Genomic DNA, 25,003 nt, shown 5'->3' on the forward strand with positions numbered 1-25,003 from the left:
ATCGAATAAGTAGATGACGCAACCTAATGAGTCGGAAAAACACCTGATTCCGGCAGACAAGTCGAGACGGGAATTTATAAAAAGTAGTGCCAAGATTGGCGCATTAGTTGCCGCAGCCCCGTTAACGGGTATTGCTTCGCACACTGCGCTTGGTAGCCCGAAAATCGCCGATACGGGCATGCATGGTATTCAGATTGGCGCGGTTTCATTTGTGGATGAAGGCGTCGATAAGGTACTGGATATTGTGCAAAAACGGGCTGCTGTAAACACGTTGTTTTTGACGGTTTTTACGTACGGTCGAGGATTGGCAGGGCGGCAACTCCCCGGAGAACCCTTTCCTGATCATGGGTCACAGGTATCGGATGACAAAACCTTTCATGGTGGTAATTATGCCACACCCCATCCTGAATTTTACAAAAACACGGTCCTGAAAGAAACTCGTGCAACCGAACACGGCAATTTCGATATCCTGGCCTCGGTTATTCCAGCCGCCAAAAAGCGGGGTATGAAAGTGTTTGCTTCTGTGGAGGACCAATGGCGGCCTGATGTGCCCGGCGTAAAAGAATGCTCAGAAGTAGATCTGTTAGGCCGTCGGACCAACACCCTTTGTTTATTTCATCCGGATGTGCGTTCCTTTTGGACTGGGCTGGTTACGGATATCAGCAAATCATATGACATTGATGGCGTCCTGTTTTTTAATGAACGGAACGGCCCCTTGTTAAACGCGCTGGGTGCCAGCCATTTTCAGACAATTGATTCAACCCGGGCTACCTGCTTTTGCGAACATCATCAGCGGGAAGCTCAAAAACTCGGGATCAACTTTAAACGGGCCAAAGAAGGCTATCTCAAACTCGATCAATTTGTAAAATCGTCCCTGAAAGGAGAGCGCCCCAGCGATGGCTACTACGTAGAATTCAGCCGGTTGCTGTTGAATTACCCTGAAATTGTGGCCTGGGATAAACTGTTCGACCTGGGCAAACATCAGGTGCTTGATGAAGTCTTTAATGCCGTAAAAGGTGTCAACAAAAACTTACAGGTCGGGTTTCACGTAGAGCACGTTAATTCCTTCAATCCTTTCTACCGGGCTGGTCGTAACTATGAAGAGCTGGCCGCCAAGGCAGATTTCCTCAAAGTAGTTGCGTATAACAATTGTGGCGGTGAACGCTATGCCAATTTTATCCGAAATATTCAATCAACCATTTTTCGTGATGTTCCTCTGGAAGAGCTGATGCGTTTCAATAATCACTTATTGAATTACGGGAATGAAGCCACCATCGAGCAACTGCCAACGGCGGGCTTATCGCCGGATTATGTGTACCGCGAAACACAACGGGCTATTGCCGGCGTAAAAGGGAAATGTAAGATCCTGCCGGGCATTGATGTCGGTATCCCCACAAAAAAGACAAGCCGGAAAGGGTCTCCTGAAGATGCGTATGCTGCTACGCTGGCTGCTTATAAAGGGGGTGCCCATGGCGTTATTCTTTCCCGAAAATATTCGGAAATGGACCTGGCCGATCTGGATGGGGCAGGCCGGGCCATCCGGGAATCCTTAAAAGGATAAAGAGGACCCTATTAATTGCTCGTTAGAGTTAATGTATTTCAAGCATACCCACTCATGAAAAAAACCATTGGTATACAGATTGGCCCTGATTCGTTCGTTGATGAAGGCATCGAAAAAACACTTGACCTGTTGCAACAGCGTGGGGCCATCAATACAATTTATCTGAGTACGTTTTCGTACGATAGGGGCATCACGGGTCGGCAGATCCCGGGCCGGCCTTTCCCGGATCATGGCGCCCAGGTATCGGACGAATCGTATTTTCACGGTGGTAATTATGCCACACCCCATCCGGAATTTTATAAAAATACGATCATAAAAGGGGAGCGGCTGCGGGCCCCCGATTTTGGCAAACTCGATATTGTTGCCGAGGTTTTGCCCGCAGCGAAAAAGAGAGGCATGAAGGTGGTGTGTTCCATCCAGGATGGGTTCAATTATCCGGCCGATGTCCCGTTTGTAAAAGAACTCGCCGAAGTGGATTTACAAGGTCGTAAGGGAGGAGCCATGTGTTTTTTTCAGCCAGACGTACGTGAATTCTGGAAGGCCGTAGCGACGGATTTATGTTCGTCGTATGCAATTGATGGCGTTCTATTATTCAATGAACGGAATGGCCCCTTGTTAAATGCAATCGGCGTTAGTCATGCTCAGGGCATTGATTCTGCGAAGGTTACCTGCTTTTGCGAGCACCATCAACGGGCCGCTACCGAGCATGGAATTAATTTTGTACGGGCCAAAGCGGGCTATCGTAAACTGAACGAGTACGTGCAGAATTCGCTGAATGCCAAACGACCCAGCGATGGGTATTACGTAGAATTCAGTCGCCTGTTGCTGGAGTATCCCGAAATTATGGCCTATAACCAACTGTTTGACCTCGGGAAGCATCAGGTACTCAAGGATGTGTACACAGCGGTGAAAGCCGTTCGTAAAAGTCTGCAGGTCGGTTTTCATATTGAACATACGAATTCATTTAATCCGTTGTTTCGGGCATCCCGCAGTTATGAAGAACTGGCCAACATCGCTGATTTTCTGAAAGTCGTGGTTTATAATAATTGCGGTGGCGAACGGTACCGGAGTTTCATCCGCAATATGACCTCAACAGTGTTCCGGGATGTGCCTCCGGTGGAGATGTTGAGAATGAACAATCATCTATTAAACTATGCCAATGAGGCTCCACTTGAGGAATTGCCCATGGCTGGCTTATCGCCCGATTATGTATTCCGGGAAACGCAACGAGCTAAGGCAGGTGTCAAAGGCAAAAGTCTCATTTTGCCGGGTATCGACGTAAATATCCCCACCGGTGCACAGAGCCGGAAAGCCTCGCCCGACGATACCTATGCCGCTACACTGGCTGCGTTTAAAGGTGGAGCCGATGGCGTTATTCTCTCCCGAAAATATTCGGAAATGATGTTAGCGAACCTGGATGCTGCAGGCCGTGCTGCCCGCGACGGCGAAAAGCTGTGATTGAGCTTGCTTGTCTTACCGAATCAGGCGTTAGTTGGATTAATCTTTTCTATCCTTGTCAGTGAATTTTTCAATCAACCAGCATGAGCTAGCTCACTAGCTTGACAAAAGCCTTGAATCCCCAAAATAGTCCTCTGTCCGCACTAACTGAACGTTACGGCTAAAATCAGGATGTTCCGTATTGATGATATAATTATACTCGTAGACGATGATGGCCGAAAGCACTATAGGTCAATGCCATGTTTACAGTAAGCCAATCCAAAATAATAGCATCATTAAAGTCAGTTAAGGTTTTAATCGCATTGACATGCTGCCAGTTGATGTCCTTTGTATAGAGAAAGGAAAGAATTTCGCTGTCATGGATGTGCCCAGGCACGTCCCCTAGAATAAGGCTTTCCGATATGTTGCTCGTTTCAGGATGGGGTTATTCTTCAGGACGCGTTTTCCAACTCGCGATCATTCGGTTTTAAGCGCTACGGCCGGATTCATCAAAGCCGCTTTTCTGGATTCATAGCCAATCGTCAGGACCGTAATGAGAACCGTAGTCAGCAACGTAACGGCAAAGATCCACCAGCCAAACGGAATGTGATAGACATACCCCCGCAGCCAGTTATTCATCAGAAACCAGCCAATGGGTGCGGCCAGCAAAAAACCGACGGCCAAAAGTCGACTGAATTCCCGGCCAAACAGCCACAGGAGTTCATTTGCGCTGGCACCCAATACTTTACGCACGCCAATTTCTTTGGTTTTCGCTTCGGCGATAAAGGCGACAAGTCCGTACAGGCCCAGGCAGCCGAGTAGAATGGCGATCAGAGAAAACACTTCAGCCAGACCCAGCAGAATCCGTTCGGTGAGGTAAAACTGGTTTAGTAGATCATCCAAAAAATCAGCTTTGAAGACGTGTTCGGGGAAAAGCTGATTCCAGCTGGTTTCAACCGCTTTTACTGCGGTAGGTAGATCAGCTGGATTCAGCTTCAGCGCGATCATGCGGTTTTCACGGTAATAATTCAGAATGGTCGTCGGGGGAATGGCTTCGCGTAATTCGCTGGTATGGAAATCGTTTACAACGCCGACAATGGTTTTGGCACTACCCCAGACCGTCAGCCGTTTACCTAATACGTCAGTAGGGGAGTGAAGACCCAACTGCTTTACCATCGTTACGTTGACCAGTGCTTCGCTGTTCGTTGTATCGTTGTTCAGAAAGTTGCGGCCAGCCAGGAGTTTAATGCCAAACAGCAGAACAAAATTTTTGTCGCCGACTTTAACGGTGGTCGGAAATTTCTCGGTTTCGGTATGCGTATCGTAAGTGAACGGAACCGGAATCCGGCGGTGCGAAGCGGGCGGCTCAGCGCAAAGCGAAATCTGATCCACGCCTGCGAGTTGCTCCAACTGATTCCGTACTACATCCTGTTTTATTACATTGCTTGCCGGGACAGGCACCAGCAAAATCGCTTCTTTCTGAAACCCTAGGTTAGTTTGCTGCATGTGTCGTACCTGCGCTACCATTACAATCACACCAATAATAAAAAGTTGCGTAATGAAAAACTGCGTGACCACCAGGCCGCGACGTACGGACAGACTCCCGACTTGCTTAGCGGCAAATTGCCCGTAGCCAGCTCGCAAAGCAGCTACCGGATTGAACCGAGCCAGGACTAACGATGGATAGAAACCGGCTACTACAATGACTCCGATGAGTAAACTGCCAAACCACACCAGGGCATTGGGTTTAAAAATATCGAGGATTGACAGGTCGGTATGAAGAACAGCCAGCGCCCGGTTCAGTACAGGCAGTGCCAGTTGGGCCAGCAATAGCGAGACGATAGTAGCCGCTACCGTAACCAGGGCGGTCTGGGTCATAAACTGCCCAGTCAACTGCCGACGTGAACTCCCTATCACTTTACGGACGCCCACCTCTTTCGATCGCTTTAGTGCGTAGGCTGTCGTCAGATTAATGAAGTTGATACAAGCCGCCAGGACCAGAAAGAGCCCGACGGCAATCAGGGCATAAAGAATGGGCCGGGGGGCTCGTCCACCGTATTGTGGATTATGATTCAGATCGTCGAGCGTAAGGGCGTGAAACGTAAGCTTTTTAGCCTCCTTCGTCGTTAAATAATGCTGCCGGATTCCATTCAGACCATCGATGAGCCGGGCAACGGGTGTCCCTTCGGGCAACGTAACAAAACATACGGTTGAAACGCTTTCCCAATTCTGCATCGCCTGCTTCCCCTGATTGCCAGACAGCGCAGGAATAGTCGCATAGGAAATGAAAACATCGTAACGCAGTTTTGTATTCGAGGGCAAATCTTTCACAAGTCCCGTAACTGTCAAATCAATCTGATTGTCAAAGCGTAGCGTTTTCCCGATGGGATTTGCTGAGCCGAAATACTTTTGAGCATACTGTTCGGAAAGCACTACAGTACCGGGGGCCGACAAGGCCGTTTTTGGATTGCCGCTAATCCATTCCACATCGAATATTTCGAAAAATTGTGGCTCTGTAAAGCACAGATTGCGTGACTCGTCAAACTTCTTCGCATAGCCCCCTTTGCCGTCCGGTACGCTAATAATGCGGCCGAACATATTTTCGATCCGAACGACGCTCTCGGCAAACGGAAATTTTTGACGTAACACGTCGCCCAGCGGTCGGGGGGTAGCGTCGGTGGGAATAACGTTGTCCTGCCGAATGTCGGTAACAACCCAGTACGTTCGATCGGCTTTAGCGTGGTAGCGATCAAAACTGAACAGGTAGCTTACCAGTAGAAAAATCACGATCCCACAAGCCAGGCCAATGGATAAGCCAACGATGCTGATGGTGCTGATCTTACGATTGCGCCCGAGGTTGCGTAGGGCAATTTTGATATGGTTCTTGAACATGGATATGTTGGTTATCAACTGGTTAATGCAATTAGAAATTTATGTGTTGATATAAGTTAAAGTTATATATAATTTACTTATATATAAAAGATAAATTTTTTATTGTTCGCTTCAGCAAAACATTACCGATTCCAGTCAACTAAGCAGAGGGTGACAAGGAAATCACTTAAGACTAAACAGGTTATTCAATCTATCCCTTGTGAATGTAGTTTTGCTCAGTGATGAACTCGTAAGTTTAAGCATGTAGGTAAGCCCTACTCATGCTTACCCGAAAACGCAGGAAGTTTGCTTGGTATCATTCTAGGGAGCGTTTTTTTGAGAATAAACTCTCGTGGCTGCAAATTGGAAAACCATCATTTGTCAGACGAAGTCGTGACTATTCGGCTGCTTTTTTACGCGTAAATTGCTAAAACGCTTCAAATGAATCCGCTGCATGTTTTTATGCAACGGGATACAACGAAATCAGTCGATAAGGAGTCTTACCAGAAAATTCATCCACTATTCACACGGTTAAACAGCCATGAATTACCTCATTCGTTTAGTTTCGGTTTGCCTCCTCCTGCTAATTTCGGCTTGTGACAAAAATGATTTAGAACCCGAAACCATCACGATGCGAGTAGCTGAGCAATATAAAGATTGCACAGGTGTCGGTCCGCAGAAGTGTCTGTGGGTTAAAATGGAAGATAACCCCACCTGGACGTTGCATTACTCCGGCATTGAAGGCTTTGCCTACGAAGAAGGCTTCGAATATACCCTAACCGTCAAGCGGGAACGGGTTGAAAACCCACCGATGGATGGATCAAGCATCCGCTACATTCTGGTGAAGGTCGTTGAAAAGACTAAAAAATAAACGCATTCCATCTGATCCGTCACAGAGGCTTGCCGTTTTTAGTTCTAGATGCCAGTTATATGCGCATCACGGTTTCAGTTGCTGCTTTTCCTATTAAATTCTTTCCCGTACACCGTTTCTTTACTCTTCAAATAAGAAGCAGATCCATCAAGGCACTTCGTTTCTGGTGGGTGGACCTGTTGAGACCTGGTAACTTGTAGCGCCTGTTTAAATTTTTGCTGGATTGGTTTTATGCTGCAACAAATGCAACCAATTGCTGTCATTAGAAGCACGATTGGCTGAAAAAAGCCAGTGAGCAATGGATTTGATTTAATGAAGTAGCAGAAGTTGCCCACAAGTAAACAATAGGACGTCAATAGTATGAATGCCGTAAATACCGCAAAAGCGATTTGGATTGTCCTCTTTCTAGTAGTAGCTCGTTTCACCTACGCTCAACAAACCCTCCGCACAAAAATAGGGGAGGCAAACAGTAATTACGACGTGCAGGATAGCATCCTGATAAGAACCCAGGATGGCGCAACCCTTTCGGCCATAATGGTCCGGAAAAAAGGAGTGATCCAGCCGTTGCCCGTGGTCCTTCAGTTTACCATCTATGTGCGCGATACGGGACGGGATATTAAGTCGCTTAAAGAATCGGCCGATAATGGCTATGTGGGCGTCATTGCCTACACAAGAGGGAAGCGGTTCAGTACCAGTCCGATATACCCTTACGAAAATGAAGCAGCCGATGCTTACGAAGTAATTGATTGGATCAGTAAACAACCGTGGTGCAATGGCAGTGTTGGCATGTTTGGCGGTAGCTATAATGGGTTCTCGCAATGGGCGGCTTGTAAAAAATCACATCCGGCCCTTAAAACAATTGTGCCGTATGTAGCCAACAGGCCAGGAATGGGCTTGCCCATGGAAAACAACGTATTTGTAAACCCTAACTACGAGTGGTCGTTCTACGTTGGTAACAATAAGTACCTCGATACCCTTACCGGAAACGATAGAAAGCGTTTCCGAAAAGTGATGTTTGATTGGTGGCGAAGCGGAGCGGCCTATAACAAAATGGACAGCATCGACGGAACACCAAACAAATGGTTTCAACGCTGGATTAGCCATCCTGATTTTGATCGCTATTGGCAAACGATGGCTCCCTATAAAGGCGACTTTACGCAGATCACGATTCCTGTTCTGGCGTTTGATGGGTATTACAATGATTCACAAAATTCGAGCCTATATTACTTAAAAGAGCTTCAAAAATATAATCCGAAAACACCTTGTTACCTCGTGATTGGCCCTTACGGACACTTTGGAACCCAGATTGGTGGAGAACGAGTGATTAACGGCTATCGAGTGGATTCGGTGGCGTTGTTGGATATCAAGAAAATAACCTATCAGTGGCTTGATTATGTGTTGAAAAACGGTCCAAAGCCTGACATCCTGAAAGATAAGATCAACTATGAAGTTATGGGTGCTAATGCCTGGCGTAGTGCCCCTTCGCTCGATAAAATGAATAATGGATTTTTAACGTTTTACCTGACGGACCAAAAAACAAACGTCTTCTATTCGTTAAGTCCCCAAAAGCCATCACAAACGGGTTACTTGAGCCAACAGGTCGATTTCTCTGACCGGCAAATCAGTACCAACAACTATTATCCTGACCCCATTGAGCGGAAGTCAATTGATACGAGTAATGGCTTTGTATTCGTCAGCGAACCCTTAACGGAACAACTGCTGGTGAATGGCTCATTCCTTGGTCAACTGAACATCAGCATCAATAAAAAGGATGTAGATCTTGGTCTTACCCTGTATGAGTTAACACCGGCGGGTGACTATTTTCATCTGTCGTATTACATTGGTCGTGCGAGTTATGCAAAAGACATGACGAAACGAACTCTGCTGAAGCCGGGTGAAATAACGACCATTGATTTTTCGAACACACATCTGGTCAGTAAACAGATACACAAAGGAAGTCGGCTGGTGCTGGCCGTCAACGTCAATAAGAATCCTTTTTCCCAACTGAATTATGGAACAGGAAAAGACGTAAGCACAGAAACCCTATTGGATGCTAAAGAGCCGTTGCTACTAAAGTGGTACACCAGCAGCTACATCAAAGTGCCTGTTTGGCGATGAAACACAGCCAATAGGTAAGCATTGGTGCCTGCTTACAATGCATAAGCATCCGGTTGGTGGTAGACAAATTGTAGTACTCCAGACTTAATCTGAGGCTTTGCCTAGCTAATCAGTTGTTAGTTTGCCATCTAACCAAATCCCCCAACAACTCATCGCGTTCCAACTATCGGCGACGTAATGACAAGGGACATGAATACCAGTTTGCAGCAGGTAGCGTCCAGTTGCCCAACGGGTTTATTGAACGAAATTAATTACTGGCTGTCCAGCTCAATCTGTAGGATGCCAGCATCATATACTTATTTTTCCAGTCAGACGTTTTTTGGAAAATCAGCGGTATGATCCGGTTTCTTGGTTTACTTGGTTGGGGATGGTTTTTGGCGGGTATTGTGAGTTATGGGCAGACTGTCGATTGCCGTAATATCGGTTTTGAAGAAAACTCTTTCCGGGGGTGGACTCGCTACATCGGCTTTATTAAGGACTCCGCTCAGCAACTGTCCTATGAGTTACGGCCGGGCAGTGAGTATATAGGACTTGGCAAGTTTGGCCACACCATCACCCATAATACGGACGGAGTAGACCCGCTGGTGAGTGAACCCATACCAGTCGTTGCCCCAGGTAGCCAGTATTCGCTTCGGCTGGGAGGACCTGACATTGGTACGGATGTCAATCAAATCCGGGCTACCCTGTTGGTCAGTGCAGAGAAACCCTTATTATTGGTGCAGTTCGCCGTGATTCTCCAGGAGTCAACGCATAAACCCTACCAACAGGCGGCATTCCACCTCCTTATTCGCAATGCGGCCGGAGATACGATTCCTTGCGGCACTTATACCGCTTCGGCGGCCTTACCAGCGGTCGGCTTTAAGACTGACCCCAAACGAGGCATTCTCTACCGAAACTGGACCTCAAGTGTCCTGGATTTACGACCTTATGTCGGCCAGCAACTCCAGGTAGAAGTAACCGCTCACGGATGTGCGGATGGGGGGCATTTCGGCTATGCATATTTTGATGCGCAGTGTTTATCGGCCATGATCACACCCACTACGGTTTGTTCCAGTCAAACCAGCCGTATGCACCTGTCGGCCCCTACTGGTTTTGATCAGTATCAATGGAATACAGGAGATACCACCGCTACGATTTCCATTATTCCAAATCTAGGCGACAAGTACAGCGTTAGGGTTCGGTCACGCTCGACTCTTAGACCTCAATGCGGTGCTGACCTGACGTTACCGTATCAAGTCGAAGGATTAACTGTACCCACCAGGCAAACAATTTCCTTATGCAGTGGTGAATCCTATGCTGTTGGTGATTCCGTGTATACGCGCTCAGGTGTCTACCGGAATGTGATTGAGCGTGCTCCGCCCCTTTGCGATAGTATTCTCCTAACGGAAATAACGGTGCTACCCCTGATCAATACCGTTCAACGTCTAACGCTATGTGCAGGAAGCAGCCTTACGGTTGGAGACAGTGTTTACCACACCACAGGTAACTACCAAACCCGTATTCACCGAGCGGCCCCCTTATGTGATAGCCTGGTCACTACCCAACTGGTTATAACCCAGGTTTCGCTCGATTTTCTACCAGATATGGTAGTAACGCAGGGGGACAGCCTTCAACTTAAAGCAGCCGTTCCAACTGGTAGCAACTACGTTTATGAGTGGTCGCCAAAGGAAGGTTTATCCTGTCCGAGCTGTGCGATTACATGGGCCAAACCGACCCAAACGACTCAGTATCAACTCGTCGCCCGATTGCCTGATTCTAGCTGTGAAACAAGTCGAGAGTTGACCGTTCACGTGCGGCCTTGTCGGGTAGCAATTCCCAATACGTTTACCCCGAATGGGGATGGCATCAATGATCACTTTCGGCTTATTGCCAATCCCTGCCTGGGTAGGCTTCGGCAACTGATTATTTATAATCGATGGGGACAGGTTGTGTTTCATCAGGAAATGATCTCGGCCCTTGATACGGTCTTCGAGTGGGATGGCACTTATCAGGGTGAACTAGTTCATACGGGGGTGTATAGCTACCAGTTGACACTGGAGTTCATTACTGGAAAAGTTAACCAGCAAACAGGTTCTCTAGTGGTGATCCGTTAATAACGAATGGGCGAGCAGCGGGGTAACAAAGGAGGTTGTGTTCTCCCTTATTTTTTCCAAAGTAAATTGGATATTTCTTAGTCAAGTTGTCTAGAGGTTTTTATACTAAGGGAATTTTCAGAGATCAGCCATCGTATGCAAGCCCTGAAAACAGGCTGAATTGTAGGGTAGAAAGGCGGCCGCTGGATGGGGATAAGGAAGCCCTCCAGTATGTTAAGAGAATATACCCGGAGTCGCCTTGTCAAGTATAAGTAAACTACCCCAAAAAGCGGCTTCTGAGTTACATATTGTTTGATTATATACCAACTTTATTGGTAGTCGTTCAAACCACTCAACTTATGAAATCTCTATCACTCTTTGTAGGGCTATTCGGGCTATCTATTACGCTCTTATCGGCACAAAGCCGAGTATCTATCGCACCTACCTATTGGTTTGCCTACAACCCTTATTCCTACCAGCTTGACATGACTTATAACGCAGTGCCAACTCAGATCCAGGCAGCTGGCTATAACACAGTTTCCTCTCTGGGCTTGACGACTCGTTATCATGTGAGCTTCCGATGGGATTTGTCCGTGGGAGTGCTCTATCAACGAAACACCGATCATGTTGAGAGTCCCCAAGGCCCCTATAGTGAGTCGGCAACCTTCATCAGTAAGGGCGTGCAGATACCAGTAGTGCTGAGCTACCGGTTGAACGACCATCGTTTGTCACCCTACTTTTCGGCTGGAGCCCTTTTTACCAAGAGTATCACTTTTACTGAAGCCTTGGTCAAGACCGATGGGCTAATTGGGGTGGGTCTGGACTACCAACTCCACTCCGGCTTGTCATTACTGGTTCAGCCCACAGCTAGCTACGGGATCTTCCAACCAGTCCCTGATGCGTTTCCCCGGTACATCAACTACCGCTCTTACAGCCTTGGCATACAGACTCAATTAATCTGGCACTTTTAACGTTACGGATCACTCTTTTCATCCTACTTTATGTCTTAGCTTATCGTAATGTCCCTTATTTGCTTCCTAAACTAACGTGAGATGACAGAAGAAGCCTTGTGTTCAGCACAATTTTTAGGGGCAATTCTGTAGGTTTATTAGGTAGGTTGTGATGTCTTTATTTTTTCTTCTCCACGAAAAAAGGCAGACAAGGTAAGCCGAAACAGGAGGTGAACTCATAGGCACCTATATCTACTCGTCCGCCTTGTATACGGGGTAACCCGGCAAGGTCTGTGATAGGAAGGCCTGTACTGGTTGGATCACCCGCGTTAATAGCGGGGCTATTGGGGTTTAGTCGAAAATCGTAGTTGATTCTGTCGACAAAGAGGGGGTCTGTAGTAAGGTTTCCTATTCCAGGATAGCCATCCTGGATAATAGAATAGGTAACTGAAAAATGCCGTATATTCGTTTGAATTCCTCTGTCATACAAAGCAGTGTTTCCCCAAATAAAGCAATTTGTAAGTAGTAGATGCGGGGTTGCTCTGGCAGCACTGGTATCACTTACTATGCCACCACCATACAATTGAGCATGATTATTAACGATTGAGCAGTTTGTGAGCACCATATGTCCATTGTTGTCAACAATTCCACCACCACTTAGGGAGGAATTACCAGCAATTAGACAATTTACAAGAGTAGGATTACCGTCATACCCGTCAAGGCCATTCACAAAGCCACCTCCCGTATTATTGACGATTTTGGTGTTAACCATTGCAAGATTACCCCGAATTAGGGCAACTCCACCTCCACCGTATTCTGCTGTATTATTCTCTATGATGCAGTTAATAATAGAAAGACTCTTGCTGTTGTCAGTAAAAGTTGCACTAAAGATGCCACCACCAAAATAGGCGGAATTACCAGTAATTGTGCAATTACTGATGGTTGGGGCACTATAATTATTAGCTGGAAGGTTCGGGAAGGATCGATTGGAAATTCCACCGCCATATGGAAAAGTCTCTTTTGCATTCCCACCGGTAATGACTACACCATCCAGACGAGTGTTTTCAGATACTTGAACAAACTCGACTACGGAAATGCTATTATCACTAGTATTATTTAATATACCTATATCTCCTGATAGGGTGGTACTTGAAGGCTGTGTTAGCCGACGAGATGATAAGCTAGTTTCTGAACCGCTAAAACCGCCATACAACTGAACCCCAGACGCAATTTGAAAAGGTGATCGGTCGGTTGTAGTAGTGGGCTTATACGTTCCGGCCGCTACCCAGAATTGCGTTCCGGCAGATGCAGTAGCTACTTGGTTTGGTAACTGCGTACCGGGTAACGCGTTCGACCAGGAGGTACCACTCTTGTCGCCAGCGCCAGATGATGTAACATGAACAATCGGTTGAGAATGGGTGGCAAAGGAGGTAAGCAGGCTGGAAAAAAACAGAAAAAAATTCTTCATGAAGGCAAGCTGAAGGAGTTGTATGGATACTTGAAAATAAGAACAAAAACTGTGCCTTTAGTTAACTAAAATCAAGATAAGTGACATTAGTTAGTTAAATGCTCCCTTAACCTATTATTTACCTGAATCCGCACGTACCTTTACGGGATGACACCCCCAACGGATACCCCAATTTCTCATGCCAACCCAACGGTAGACCGACCGCGATTCGATGATATTTTCATGGACCTGGCCGTGAATCTGGCCAAACGGTCGCATTGCATCAAGGCGCAGGTAGGGGCCGTGTTGACCCGCGATACCCGGATTATTTCCATCGGCTACAACGGTCCTCCGGCGGGTACCCACAATTGTGATGAAGAATTTCCCGGTATAGGTTGCCCCCGCGACTCGAAAGGCTCCTGCTCGCTGGCGTTGCACGCAGAACAAAATGCGATTTTGTATGCAGCTAAAAATGGCTCTGAAATTGAAGGTTCAACCATCTACGTGACCTTATCGCCCTGTATTGCCTGCGCCCGAATTATTTACAGTATGAAAATTGCCCGGGTTGTTTACCTGAACTCCTACGCTGAATACAAAGGTATACCTTCCGATGAGGGCGTCGATTTTCTGCGTCGGTTTGGCGTAACCGTGGAGCGCTATGTATCTGGTGTGGTGCCATCTACAGAGAAATTGGCGGCATGAACATTCTGGCGCACGCGTATCTGTCGGGCCGACAAACAGAATTACTTCTTGGGAATTTTAGTGGTGATTTTATCAAAGGTGATCCGGCCAGCCCGCGTCATAACCTGACAGCGGGTGTAGTTGCTGGCGTTCGTCTGCACCGCGCCATTGATACGTTTACGGACGGCCATCCCGATGTTGCGGCTGTACGGGATCTGTTGCATCCGCGCTGCCACAAATATGCGGGAGCCGCTGTCGATATTTTTTTTGACCACTTTCTGGCCATCAATTTTCAGTCGCTAACAGGCGAGGTGCTGGCGGAGTTTATTCCGTATTTCTATCAGACATTACAGGAAAATCGATTCGTACTACCACCTGGTGCCGCTCGCATGGCCGATTACATGATTCGGCAGGATTGGCTAACGAGTTATCAGTTTCTTGACGGCATTGACCGCTCATTGAAAGGCGTCTCCCGCCGAACGGCTTACCCCTCGGGATTAGATACGGCAATCGAGGATTTGGTAACGTATTATGACTTGATTGCCGGGCATTTCGCGTATTTTTGGCCCGCATTAGTCGAACATTGTCAACAGACGCGTATTGCGTTAATTATATAGCTATGAAACGTACAAAAGTAGTACCCTCACTGGTTGGCCTTGCCCTCATTCTCTGCCTCGTTATTGCCCAGGTAGGTTGGAAAAACGCCGAGCCCTGGCGCCCGGAACAGCTGCTCGAACCTGCCGATCTGGCGGCTACCATTAGGGATGCGAAAGCGGCCAAGCCACTCATTATCAGCATCGGCCCGGCGGCTACTATTAAAACATCAATCGGCGTTGGACCCGGTAGCGAAGCTGAGAATCTGGCTAAGTTGGAGAAATTGCTAAGCAAAGAGCCAAAGAACCGCGATATAGTGATCTACTGCGGATGCTGCCCGTTCGCAAAATGCCCAAACGTTCGCCCGGCGTTTACGAAGCTCAATGAACTGGGGTTCAAGAATCACAAGCTGCTGAATGTGAGCAAAAACCTCAAAACCGACTGGATCGATAAAGATTATCCGGTGATCGAGTAATTGAGAGAAACCATAGCATCAATTTGAGCCCTTAGGTGGGAACACCTGAAATTCGCGGATGCCGATACTGCCCGTGGACTCCTGAATAACGAGCCGAAGTCGCTGCGCCATCACCGGGGAAACTGTCTGCCGCCAGTTACTGCCGGGTTGCTGACCAGTGGCTAGGGTTACCCATTCGTTTCCCTGCTGATACTGAATCGAAAATCGTCCGATTTGAGCGATAGGCTTCGAATTGGGCTTCGATGAGAAATCGCTGACAACGATTTCCCCAATTCGTTGCGGTTTTCCCAGGTCGACTTCCAGCCAGCCAGTCGGATTATACATGGCCTGTATTGTTGGCGATTGAAACGAGAGGTCTTTTCCATAGGCTGCTTCAAAGTTTACGTCTGTCCGGCGACCTAATTTCCAATACGTGTTAGGGTCATCGTCCAGGGCAGCACTGGCATCGTGTAAAAAATGACTGAGTTCGCTGGAGGCCTTGGCTGGCTTCGTGTAAGCAAGTGACCCCGTTTTCGTGAACGGCCGAATCAATGGTATGGTCGCAGTGGGTCTATCTACAGTAAGCGCAATGATCGTCGCAATAGAATCGCGCATAGCGGCCGGAACCGTAAGTTGCAACTTCTCCTTTCCCTGATTAAAAACAATTGAACGACCATCCATCAAAGTGGCCTTTTTTAGAATCGCGGGGAGGGGCGGCAACGTAATCATTTCATCCGTACCCGACAAAATATGCACGTAAATGGTGCTGCCCTTCCGGGTACAAACGTAGGACCCGGTGGGTGTATAGGGGCCGCCCAGGGTACCGTAAATAGCGGTTGACCGGGGAGCTATCCAGGCCCCGAGTTCGTGCAGGCGGTTCGCGAATAGGGGAGGAAACTGCCCCAGACTGTCCGGACCAACATTGAGCAGTAAATTGCCATTGCCACCCACGCAACGAAGCAGCGTATGGACCGATTCGCGTAGACTCCTGGGGGTATCTCCAAATTTCCAGGACCACTGATGCCCCATGTTCGTACAGGTTTCCCAGGGTGTTTGTCCAAACCCAGCAACAAACCCTTCAGGCGTGGTGTAGTCGCCGTACTTCCCCGGCTGACTGTGTGATTCATCGGGCGTAAAGGCTTCTAGTCGGTTGTTCAGAATAATACCTGGCTGAAGTCGATGAGCGAGTTCATAAATCGGTTTCGGATTGGCAGGCGATGGTGAGCCTTCATAATCGAACCACAACAGGCTTACCTTTCCGTAATTGCTCAGCAATTCAGTAAGTTGAGCCATCAGGCGGGCGTTAAACGCATCGTTACTGACCGGATTTCGGCAGTCCGGATCTTTCCAGTCGGCTGGTGAAAAATACCACCCCAAGGAAAGGCCCGCTTCATGAACGGCATCCGCCAGTTCTTTGCAGACATCCCGGCCAAACGGGGTCGACATGATGTTATAGGGTATGGTTTGCGTATTCCACAGGCAGAATCCATCGTGGTGTTTGGCGGTGAGTACTACGTATTTCATGCCGCCTGCTTTGGCTTGAGCCACCCATTCCCTGGCATTGAAGTGTATGGGGTTGAACCGGCGATACAGCGAGTCGTATTCGCTTTTGCCATAGTCATTTCGCGACCAGCTTATTTCTCTTCCGGTGAGCGATACGGGTCCCCAGTGAATAAACAAGCCAAATCGGGCATCGCGCCACCACTGGAGTCGCTGGCTTTGGGGCAAAGCCGATTGCGCCTGGGAATTGATCGTTAGGAATAGTGCCACCACAGCAAGGTGAAGGCGGAGTGGGTTTATTAAGGAAAGCTGCATAAAACCGAAACAGGTGGCTAACTCGTAATCACGAACCCCCTGATTGGTAACAAAGAGAAGAAGCGGATTCGTCTAATGCTATACGCTTAAACAATATCGACAATGTCAACAGGATCAGACTCAGGTACGGGTGGTTTGGATTGCCAATACCAATAAAAGGGCAGTCCGGTGGCAATCAGGCCTAACCCTGTTAATGCCTCCCGGGGTTGATTGATGAGGGTCATCACGACCAGCAGTATACAGCAGCAACAGAAAAAAGCAGGTACAACGGGATAACCAATAACCCGGTAGGGGCGATGTAAATCGGGTTGTTTGTAGCGTAATAACAGCACACCAAAGGCCGTAGCACCGTAGAAAATAAAGGAGGCAAACACTAGCATGTCCGTTAACTGATCGAAGCTACCTGACCACACCAGAATGACCGACCAAACAGCTTGAAGCAATATGGCGACCGATGGCGTTTTATAACGAGGATGGATAACGGCAGCAGCTTTGAAAAATAATCCGTCGCGGGCCATGGCGAAGAAAACCCGTGCAGGCATCAAAATGGACGCGTTGGTTGAGTTGGATGTGGTGACCAATATCAGGACAGAAATAAACAGGGCACCCGCCCAGCCAGCCGCCTGACGGACTACTTCAACAGCCGCAATTTTTCCGGGGGTACTGGCCAGCGTTGCCAGGTCGCCAATGGGGAGTACGTACACGTAAACGATGTTCAGCAGCACGTAAATTCCAACAACGATACTCGTTCCGACGCCTAGGGCAATCGGTAGGTTTCGTTGCGGATTTTTGACCTCCTCGCCAATGTAGGCAATCTGATTCCAGCCTTCGTAGCCCCAAAAGGCACCCAGCGATGCAACGACAAGAGATCCTAGTAAACTTCCGTGAGCAGTGGTTGCTTTTACGGGGATGGATTCTGTCAGATTAGCAATACTGCCCGTTTTAGCCGCAAAGCCAACAACCGCAATGATGGCTACGGCACCAAACGTTAAATAAATAAGTCCCCGGCTCAGTCCCTCGGCAAATGTGACGCCCCTATAGTTAATCAGGCTTAGAAACGTTATGAGTCCAGTTGCTACACATTTTACCGCTAATTCAACCACTCCATTGTCCAGCCCTATCAAGGAAACCAGCGATTGACCAAAAATATGCGCCAATGCAGCAATCGTGGCGGTTCGCATAACCGTGAATGCCCCCCATCCGTACATAAAAGCGAACAAACGACCGTACACTTTCTTGAAATAAACGTACTCGCCACCCGATTGGGGAAACATACCTGCCATCTCGGCATACGTAAGTGCCCCCGCCAGACTAACAACCCCGGCGGCAATCCAGCAAGCCATAACCAGAAGGGGAGACCCTAACTCAGCGGCCATGGGTGCAACCTTTTTGAAAACTCCCGATCCGACAATGCCGCTCACAACCAATAAAATGGCAGGACGTAACTCGATTGTGCGCGAAAGTTTATTCATAATGATTATTTGGTTCTAAAGTAGACTCGCTGATAGAATAGTTTGTGTAATCGTAATGATACGGAATAATTTAGTTTCTGCAGTATCGGGTTCTCAAACCCGACATAACAGTTAGAACAAAATGTCGGATTCTTCAACCTACAGTGTATATACATCTTTTTTCGGTCGCGTAGTGATCTAATGTTTGTAGGGATACCCGAATTTTACCCTGTTTTCTGATCGCGTAGCGATCTAACAAGGGGTGTGATTCGATCGCTACGCGACCCATATGGTCGAATGTGACCGTTTTTGCTACAAACATTTGATGCCTAACGGCATCTCAAGGATGGGTATACACCGTAAGTTTGAGAACCCGACACCATAACAAGAATAAAAAACGTCACTTACGACACGTTTTGCCCAAATAAGCCAGCAAGGCGGGTAAAAAGTCCGTCATGCTTTTATAGGCAATCATAGCTGGGGGGGTAGTGCTGAATACACTAGCCATACGACTGGCGCGCTCCGGGTCGCTGGCTTCATGAGCAAGCAGGCTCTGGTAGGTTCGGATGCTAAACAGGACCGCTCCAGATAAGGGCAATCGGGTAAGGGTTTGCCGTTCTATTCGCAGGTAGAGTTGCTCACCAATCGTTTCGGAGGTTAGGTAGGGTAATTTTTCCCTAAGGAGCTGATCCAGGCTTGGCTTGTGTCGACTTGTCATATCCAGTTGGTCGCTTACTTTCACGCTCCAGTTCAGTCGCCAAACCGGGCGTCCCACGGGCAGGCGTGTCATTAACTGCTGGGCGGCTCGCATCATCGGCTCGACTATCGAAACAATGGGTGCATGAATTTGCCAGAAAGGGAGCCCGATTTTCTCATCCAGACTCCAGTCGTTCCCAAAACAAAGCTGACCCGCTACTAATCGGGCATCGTCGCCCGCCAGCAGAACCAAATCTTCCTGAACCTGCCGCCCCAACCAATCCAATGGATCATAGGGTAGGGTTTGTTTATCGCCAAATGTAAATGTTGTTTCTTCATTCAAACGTAGGTTTAGCCAATACCACCGATTGCCTTCCTGACGAAGACTAAACGAAGTAGGATAGAACTGAACCAGGTTTTCAACGATCAGCTTTACAACCTCCCACTGGGCTGTTTCATAACCCGATTGCGCCTGGTAGTAGTACGTTGGCAACGCTGTCAGAAGCTTCCGCTTGAGGGCAATCACCGCTGGGTAGTGCTCATCGACTTCCACAAGCCGGTCGCTTTCGAGCAGCGGGAAAGTGCCCATCTTATCGTTGAACTGTTGACCAAACGGGAAGTAGGGGAGCATGGGTTGAGAGATACGGAAGCTAGGACAGACTGGTAAGGCCAAGGCCGGGTTCGTTTGTTGGGCGCATCAGTCCATCTTTCAGTATAAAGCCCCCCGTTACGATGTCTTCGGCCAGATCCAGACTACCGTCGAGATCAATATAGCGCGTATTGGAACAGGCAAAGGCTACATGTAAAGCAGCAGCGATACTCACCCGACTTTCGTCATTACATCCCCAAAATAGGGAAATGTTAGCAGGTTTAGCAATAATGGCTATGGCAAGTGCGGCCCGTATGCCTCCACACTTCATCAGTTTGATATTATAAATACCGAATGGCTGGGGTTGATGTGCCAGTTTCAGGGCGGCTTTGTGGCCTTTCAACGACTCATCAGCTGCCAATAAACGCCTTGTCTCATCGGGTAAAGCCAATAATTCCAGCTCCTGCCCAACAGGAAGGGGTTGTTCCACTAATTCTACATCGACAAAACGAGTGGCAGCAAGAAATTTCTGTAAGTCAGCCAGTGAATATCCCTGATTGGCGTCAACCCGAATGGTTAGGTTTTTTCCATAAATCTCACGGAGTTTGACAATCCGCTCGATATCTCCGTCAACATTAAGGCCAGTTTTTACTTTTAAGACACGAAACCCCTGTTGATAAAATGCGGCTGCTTCGGCCAGCGTATCGGCTAGGTTCATGATGCCTATAGTCACTGACGTAGGCATCGACCGAATTTTCTGACCGTAGAATTGAACAATAGGGACACCCAGATACTGGCCAAATGCATCGTGAAGCGCAATGTCCAGCGCGGCCAGCGTACCAGGCGCATTTGGAAACTGGTGACGGGCTTCGTCGATCAGCGAATTAAACAGCCGGATATCGCGCCCCACTAAGCTGTTTACCCACTCACTTTGGAGATTTTGCAAAACCTGATCGGGGGATTCTCCGACTACTTCGGGCGATGGATTTGATGCCCCTATGCCTACAATACCATGAACCAGCTCAATTTCAAGAAAGACGTTCTCAACGGTCGAAATGGTTTGATAAGCAATAGTATAGGGTTTGGTTAGGGTCAAATCCCGGCAATAGGCACGAATGGCATTAATGCGCATGAACGGTGGTAGTTAAGGTCTGTATACTAGGCACAATTGCATCGACACCTTCTTCCAGTGGTAATAGCACCGGAATACCCAGTTGGTCTGCATATTGTTTTTGATAGGCAAAGGCTTCTTCCCGGCTGCAATGTTCGGTATTTAAGGCCAGGGCAATAACGGTTGCGCCGTAGGCATTGATCAGATTTATTTCGGTTTCAACGGGTGGTATACGGCCCCAGTGTTCTTCATGGTCGTAAAAGATTCTGGTGGGGGCATGAACCAGCACCACATGTCGGGCGTTTCCCGACACTAAAAACTCGGAGCCACAGGGTCCGCTGGGGTTTCGGAGGGCGGCTTGTCCTTCAATTAACAGTACATCGGCACCGGTTTCGCGCCAGCAGGAAACCAGTGCATGCTCGAGCTCGCCCGATACGAAATCGTTGAGCGTTGAATCGAAAATAAACCCGTATTGCACACCTTGCAACCAGCCGGTTTGACCGGTATAGATCATCTGGGCATTGATACCCTGCCGTCCGCAGGCTTCCCGAATCAGGCGAGTTGTGGTACGCTTGCCGAGGGCGCAGTCGGTGCCGATGACTGCAATAATTGGAGCGGTTATCTGGTTAATCTCGCCCGTCCAGAAGTGGAGCTCCTGGCGGGTCTTGGGGCGTCGAACATCAATGAGCTGCCCGCCGAATTGTTGGGATAGCGCAACCAGATCGGGTTTTTCGCTCAGGAATTCATGAAGGCCATTGACAACCGACAATCCTTTTTCCAGGCTATGACGAATATCCGTCAGCATGGTTGGTGGCAAAACGCCCCCACTCGTTGCAACTGAAACAATGGCGTAAGAAACTGGCCCAACCTGCGTGAGAGCCTCATCGACCGACGCGAATACGGGAATGTTGCGCACTTGTCCATCGAGGACAGCACCAGCGTCCTGCCCGGCGGTTGGTGCATCCACGACACCCACAATGGTATATCGGTCCGATCCACGAATTAGTCCGTGAGCCGTTTTGGCATTCGGGGTGCTTAAAATGCCATCCGTAAGTAGAATAGCCCGATTACTCATCTCTAAATTGTTCTAAAAATTTCGATAAATCTATGAATTCGTTCTTATAATCGTTTAATTAGTTGAATAAAATAATGACTTGTCAGAAATTATAGAATATTATTCTTTTTGAGCGACAGATTTGTATATTGAAAAGAAAACTAGTCTACACTGGATATGCTGGATGATACGGACCTGCGTTTGCTGACCTTATTACAGCAAAATGCCAAATTGACCATTAAAGAATTAGCGGAACAATTAGGCATGACCACGACGCCTATTTTTGAACGAATAAAGCGCATGGAGCGCGACGGGGTGATTACTGGTTATGTAGCCTTAGTTGACCCTGAAAAAGTAGGTCGGCCCTTAGTCGTCTTTTGCAACGTGTCGATGCCCGATTATACGCCTGACAATATCAGTGGTTTTGAAGAGAGCATTCGACAGATGCCCGATGTACTGGAAGCCTACCATCTGGCCGGTACTATTGATTATCAGTTGAAAGTGCTTGTGCAGGATATCAAAGAATACACACTGTTTTTGCAACAAGTCGCTACACTTCCAATGGTCCGTGTTCATAGTAGTGCCATAGCGCTATACACCGTGAAACAATCCACCATTGTGCCAACACCTGCCAAAATCACTATGCTATGACTCAATCTTTACGCTTCCTCTCGCTTGTTTTGCTGGTCAGTTGTTCGGTCGTTTACGGGCAATCGGGTAGCCCTGCGTTAGCCACCCGCCTGAAAACCCTTGACTCGACCCTTACCGTTCTTCATGACCGGGCTATGTTCAATGGGGTCGTGCTGGTAGCTGAACAGGGAAAAGTTCGCTATTCAAAGGCATTGGGAATTGCCAATATCACGACCGACGAACCGCTTACAACCAGCTCTGCCTTTAACCTGGCCTCCGTGTCGAAACAGTTTATCGCCATGATGATCATGCAATTGCAGGAGCGGGGCAAACTGGGGTACGATGAGCCGGTTCAAACGTATTTGCCTGATTTCCCGTATGCAACAATTACCGTGCGTGATCTCCTCAATCATACGTCCGGTTTGCCTGAATACTTCGACCTGGCACAAAAGTACACGGGGCCGCTCGATACACTGACCAACGATAGCATGCTTCAGTTGCTTCATCAATACCAACCCGCTGTTCTTTTCCAACCCGGCGATCGTTGGGAGTATTGCAATACGGGTTATGTGCTACTTGGTTCAATCATTACCAAAGTTGGCGGGATGCCCATTGAGACATTTTTTGACAAGAATATCGTACGCCCGCTTAAGCTGAAAAAGACCTACATCTATTACCATAAAAGCAGTACTACGCCCCGAAATCGGGTGTTTGGCTTCGGGCGTGAAAATGGGAAAAACGTTCTGAATGACCTGATCCGGCTGGATGGCGTTGTTGGCGACGGTAATGTGTACTCCTCTGCCGACGACTTACTGACCTGGAGTCAGGCGCTGTATACCGAAAAACTGGTGAAGGCGAGTACGCTCCAGGAGGCTTTTACGCCCGTCAAACTGAATGATGCCACCACCTATCCTTACGGCTTTGGGTGGATGGTTGAAGAGAAGGGGAAGGTATTGATGCACACCGGTAGCTGGGTTGGCTTTCGAACATTGATTATCCGCTATATCGACAAAAAACAAACGCTGATCGTTTTGACGAACGGGACTAATGCGGCCGGGCGAGTTGCGCGGGAGATCCTGGAAGGGAAAACAATTCAGTTACCCCAAACTCAGTTAATTTCAAATATTCGACTGATTGATGGAACCGGGGCCGCTCCCCGAAAAGCCTCCGTTCGACTGCTAAACGATCGGATTCGTGAAATTGGCGAACTAACCGCTTTCCCCAACGAGACCGTCACGGACGGTAAAGGGTTTGTGTTGGCCCCCGGATTTATCGATAGCCATAGTCACCATGTTTCGGGACTAAAACCGGATGCGCTCGCGGCTGTTAATCAGGGCATTACAACCATCGTGTCCGGGCAGGATGGCGGTAGTTATTCGATGGATACCTTACAGGCGCTACTGAAACGGCAACCGGTGGCCATCAACATGGCCACCTATACCGGACATGCCACCTTGCGGCAACAGGCAATGGGGGTCAATGGACTTTACCGCACGGCCAAACCCGAGGAGGTCGACAAAATGAAAACACTCCTGCGCGCAGAGATGCAAAAGGGCTCGCTCGGACTGTCGACGGGACTGGAATACGAAGCGGCTTTCTTCTCGAATCGTGATGAAGTACTGCAACTGGCGCAGGTTGCTGCTGATTCGGGAGGACGGTATATCAGCCATATTCGGAGCGAGGATATACAGATCGATGATGCCGTCGACGAGATTATCCAGATTGGACGCCTGACAAAGATGCCTGTTCAGATTTCTCACCTGAAAATTGCGTTGCACGACAAATGGGGGCAGTCGTCTACGTTGCTGGCTCAACTGGAACAAGCTCGCGCCGAAGGGATTACTATTACCGCCGATTGTTACCCGTATGATTACTGGAATTCGACACTTCGGGTACTGTTTCCCAAGCGGGATTATACCAATCTGGCCAGTGCTGAATTTGCGGTGAATCAACTGTTCGATCCATCGAAATCGGTGCTGGTGCGCTTTGCGGCCAATCCTGCCTATGCCGGAAAAACTGTTGGCGAAGTGGCACAAATGCGTCAGGAAAAACCGGCTCAAACACTGATGGGGTTAGTTGCTGAAGCGTCGGCGTTTTCCGAAAAGAATCCCGATGCCAGCGGAGTTGAAGCCATCATGGGTAAGTCCATGGACGAGCCCGACGTGAAGAATTTCCTGGCCTGGCCGCACACAAATATCTGCTCCGACGGGGCCAACGATGGCCATCCACGCGGCTATGGAGCGTTCACGCGCGTTCTGGGCCGCTACGTACGTGACCAGAAACTGATGCCGCTTGAAACCGCCATATATAAAATGACAGCGCTTTCGGCAGAACACCTGGGCTTGAAAAATCGGGGTGTTATTACGTCTGGCTACTATGCTGATCTGGTGCTGTTCAATCCAGATACCGTACAGGACAACGCCCGTATTGGCGACAATCAGGCGCTCTCAACCGGCATCGAAGCCGTCTGGGTAGCTGGGCAACTGGTTTATCAGGGCCAGAAAGCTACGGGTGCGCATCCAGGCGTGTTGATTCGGCGGTAGTTAAGAGTTGTTCGTATGGTGTTTAGGTGGTGTCAGGTTTGGAACCTGACACTAGTGA

At 48.4% G+C, this 25,003-nt stretch carries 18 protein-coding genes; 11 read left to right on the forward strand and 7 right to left on the reverse strand.

Going from position 1 to position 25,003, the window contains the following annotated elements; translation table 11 throughout:
* The first annotated feature begins 13 nt into the window (after positions 1 to 13).
* Both EXU85_RS15505 and EXU85_RS15510 read left to right on the forward strand, forming a co-directional pair.
* Positions 14 to 1,561 carry a hypothetical protein gene (locus EXU85_RS15505; protein WP_142772960.1) on the forward strand — a complete coding sequence of 516 codons (1,548 nt, stop codon included), beginning with the start codon at positions 14 to 16 and terminating at the stop codon, positions 1,559 to 1,561.
* A gap of 54 nt (positions 1,562 to 1,615) precedes the next feature.
* Positions 1,616 to 3,019 carry a hypothetical protein gene (locus EXU85_RS15510; protein WP_142772961.1) on the forward strand — a complete coding sequence of 468 codons (1,404 nt, stop codon included), beginning with the start codon at positions 1,616 to 1,618 and terminating at the stop codon, positions 3,017 to 3,019.
* Between the two features lie 456 nt (positions 3,020 to 3,475).
* On the opposite strand, the gene EXU85_RS15525 is transcribed toward EXU85_RS15510, so the two are convergent.
* Entirely contained in the window at positions 3,476 to 5,890 is a 2,415-nt protein-coding gene (locus tag EXU85_RS15525) for an ABC transporter permease (protein WP_142772962.1), read from the reverse strand.
* Positions 5,891 to 6,410: 520 nt separating this feature from the next.
* On the opposite strand from EXU85_RS15525, the gene EXU85_RS15530 reads away from it, so the two are divergent.
* From EXU85_RS15530 to EXU85_RS15545, 4 genes are all read left to right on the forward strand, one after another.
* Positions 6,411 to 6,740 carry a DUF4377 domain-containing protein gene (locus EXU85_RS15530; RefSeq protein WP_142772963.1) on the forward strand — a complete coding sequence of 110 codons (330 nt, stop codon included), beginning with the start codon at positions 6,411 to 6,413 and terminating at the stop codon, positions 6,738 to 6,740.
* Between the two features lie 360 nt (positions 6,741 to 7,100).
* On the forward strand, positions 7,101 to 8,858 hold the full coding sequence (locus EXU85_RS15535) for a CocE/NonD family hydrolase (protein WP_142772964.1): 1,758 nt from the start codon (positions 7,101 to 7,103) through the stop codon (positions 8,856 to 8,858).
* A 335-nt stretch (positions 8,859 to 9,193) separates the two neighbouring features.
* Entirely contained in the window at positions 9,194 to 10,951 is a 1,758-nt protein-coding gene (locus EXU85_RS15540) for a gliding motility-associated C-terminal domain-containing protein (protein WP_142772965.1), read from the forward strand.
* Positions 10,952 to 11,289: 338 nt separating this feature from the next.
* On the forward strand, positions 11,290 to 11,901 hold the full coding sequence (locus EXU85_RS15545) for an outer membrane beta-barrel protein (protein ID WP_142772966.1): 612 nt from the start codon (positions 11,290 to 11,292) through the stop codon (positions 11,899 to 11,901).
* 157 nt (positions 11,902 to 12,058) lie between these two features.
* Here EXU85_RS15545 and EXU85_RS15550 read toward each other — a convergent pair whose 3' ends face one another.
* The gene (locus EXU85_RS15550; RefSeq protein ID WP_142772967.1) at positions 12,059 to 13,348 is read right to left on the reverse strand and encodes a choice-of-anchor Q domain-containing protein; all 1,290 of its coding nucleotides are present in this window, start codon (positions 13,346 to 13,348) and stop codon (positions 12,059 to 12,061) included.
* 147 nt (positions 13,349 to 13,495) lie between these two features.
* Between EXU85_RS15550 and EXU85_RS15555 the strand changes: the two genes are divergently transcribed.
* Genes EXU85_RS15555 through EXU85_RS15565 form a run of 3 tightly spaced genes read left to right on the forward strand, consistent with a single transcriptional unit; the run spans position 13,496 to position 15,077 of the window.
* Positions 13,496 to 14,029, forward strand: a complete 534-nt coding sequence (locus EXU85_RS15555) for a dCMP deaminase family protein (protein WP_142772968.1) — start codon at positions 13,496 to 13,498, stop codon at positions 14,027 to 14,029.
* Positions 14,026 to 14,625 (forward strand): ACP phosphodiesterase, encoded by a 600-nt coding sequence (locus EXU85_RS15560; protein WP_142772969.1) that lies wholly within the window; start codon positions 14,026 to 14,028, stop codon positions 14,623 to 14,625. Before EXU85_RS15555 ends, EXU85_RS15560 begins: the two co-directional genes overlap by 4 nt.
* Before the next feature lie 2 nt (positions 14,626 to 14,627).
* Complete coding sequence (locus EXU85_RS15565; protein WP_142772970.1) at positions 14,628 to 15,077, forward strand: rhodanese-like domain-containing protein; 450 nt, start codon at positions 14,628 to 14,630, stop codon at positions 15,075 to 15,077.
* An 18-nt stretch (positions 15,078 to 15,095) separates the two neighbouring features.
* On the opposite strand, the gene EXU85_RS15570 is transcribed toward EXU85_RS15565, so the two are convergent.
* The 5 genes from EXU85_RS15570 to EXU85_RS15590 all read right to left on the reverse strand — a co-directional run bounded on the left by EXU85_RS15570 (position 15,096) and on the right by EXU85_RS15590 (position 21,793).
* Positions 15,096 to 16,871: an alpha-L-fucosidase gene (locus EXU85_RS15570; protein WP_142772971.1), complete on the reverse strand. Its 1,776-nt coding sequence runs from the start codon at positions 16,869 to 16,871 to the stop codon at positions 15,096 to 15,098.
* A gap of 86 nt (positions 16,872 to 16,957) precedes the next feature.
* On the reverse strand, positions 16,958 to 18,343 hold the full coding sequence (locus EXU85_RS15575) for an APC family permease (RefSeq protein ID WP_142772972.1): 1,386 nt from the start codon (positions 18,341 to 18,343) through the stop codon (positions 16,958 to 16,960).
* A 379-nt stretch (positions 18,344 to 18,722) separates the two neighbouring features.
* Positions 18,723 to 19,649, reverse strand: coding sequence for a DUF3445 domain-containing protein (locus tag EXU85_RS15580; RefSeq protein ID WP_142772973.1), 927 nt, complete (start codon positions 19,647 to 19,649; stop codon positions 18,723 to 18,725).
* A gap of 19 nt (positions 19,650 to 19,668) precedes the next feature.
* On the reverse strand, positions 19,669 to 20,739 hold the full coding sequence (locus EXU85_RS15585; RefSeq protein ID WP_142772974.1) for a mandelate racemase/muconate lactonizing enzyme family protein: 1,071 nt from the start codon (positions 20,737 to 20,739) through the stop codon (positions 19,669 to 19,671).
* On the reverse strand, positions 20,729 to 21,793 hold the full coding sequence (locus EXU85_RS15590) for a DUF1611 domain-containing protein (RefSeq protein WP_142772975.1): 1,065 nt from the start codon (positions 21,791 to 21,793) through the stop codon (positions 20,729 to 20,731). Before EXU85_RS15590 ends, EXU85_RS15585 begins: the two co-directional genes overlap by 11 nt.
* 156 nt (positions 21,794 to 21,949) lie before the next feature.
* On the opposite strand from EXU85_RS15590, the gene EXU85_RS15595 reads away from it, so the two are divergent.
* Together EXU85_RS15595 and EXU85_RS15600 are read left to right on the forward strand one after the other, a co-directional pair.
* Positions 21,950 to 22,423: an Lrp/AsnC family transcriptional regulator gene (locus tag EXU85_RS15595; protein WP_142772976.1), complete on the forward strand. Its 474-nt coding sequence runs from the start codon at positions 21,950 to 21,952 to the stop codon at positions 22,421 to 22,423.
* Positions 22,420 to 24,945 (forward strand): serine hydrolase, encoded by a 2,526-nt coding sequence (locus EXU85_RS15600; RefSeq protein ID WP_142772977.1) that lies wholly within the window; start codon positions 22,420 to 22,422, stop codon positions 24,943 to 24,945. The genes EXU85_RS15595 and EXU85_RS15600 overlap by 4 nt, the downstream gene beginning before the upstream one ends.
* Positions 24,946 to 25,003 lie beyond the last annotated feature (58 nt).

This window comes from Spirosoma sp. KCTC 42546 (genome assembly GCF_006965485.1).
Taxonomy (GTDB): domain Bacteria; phylum Bacteroidota; class Bacteroidia; order Cytophagales; family Spirosomataceae; genus Spirosoma.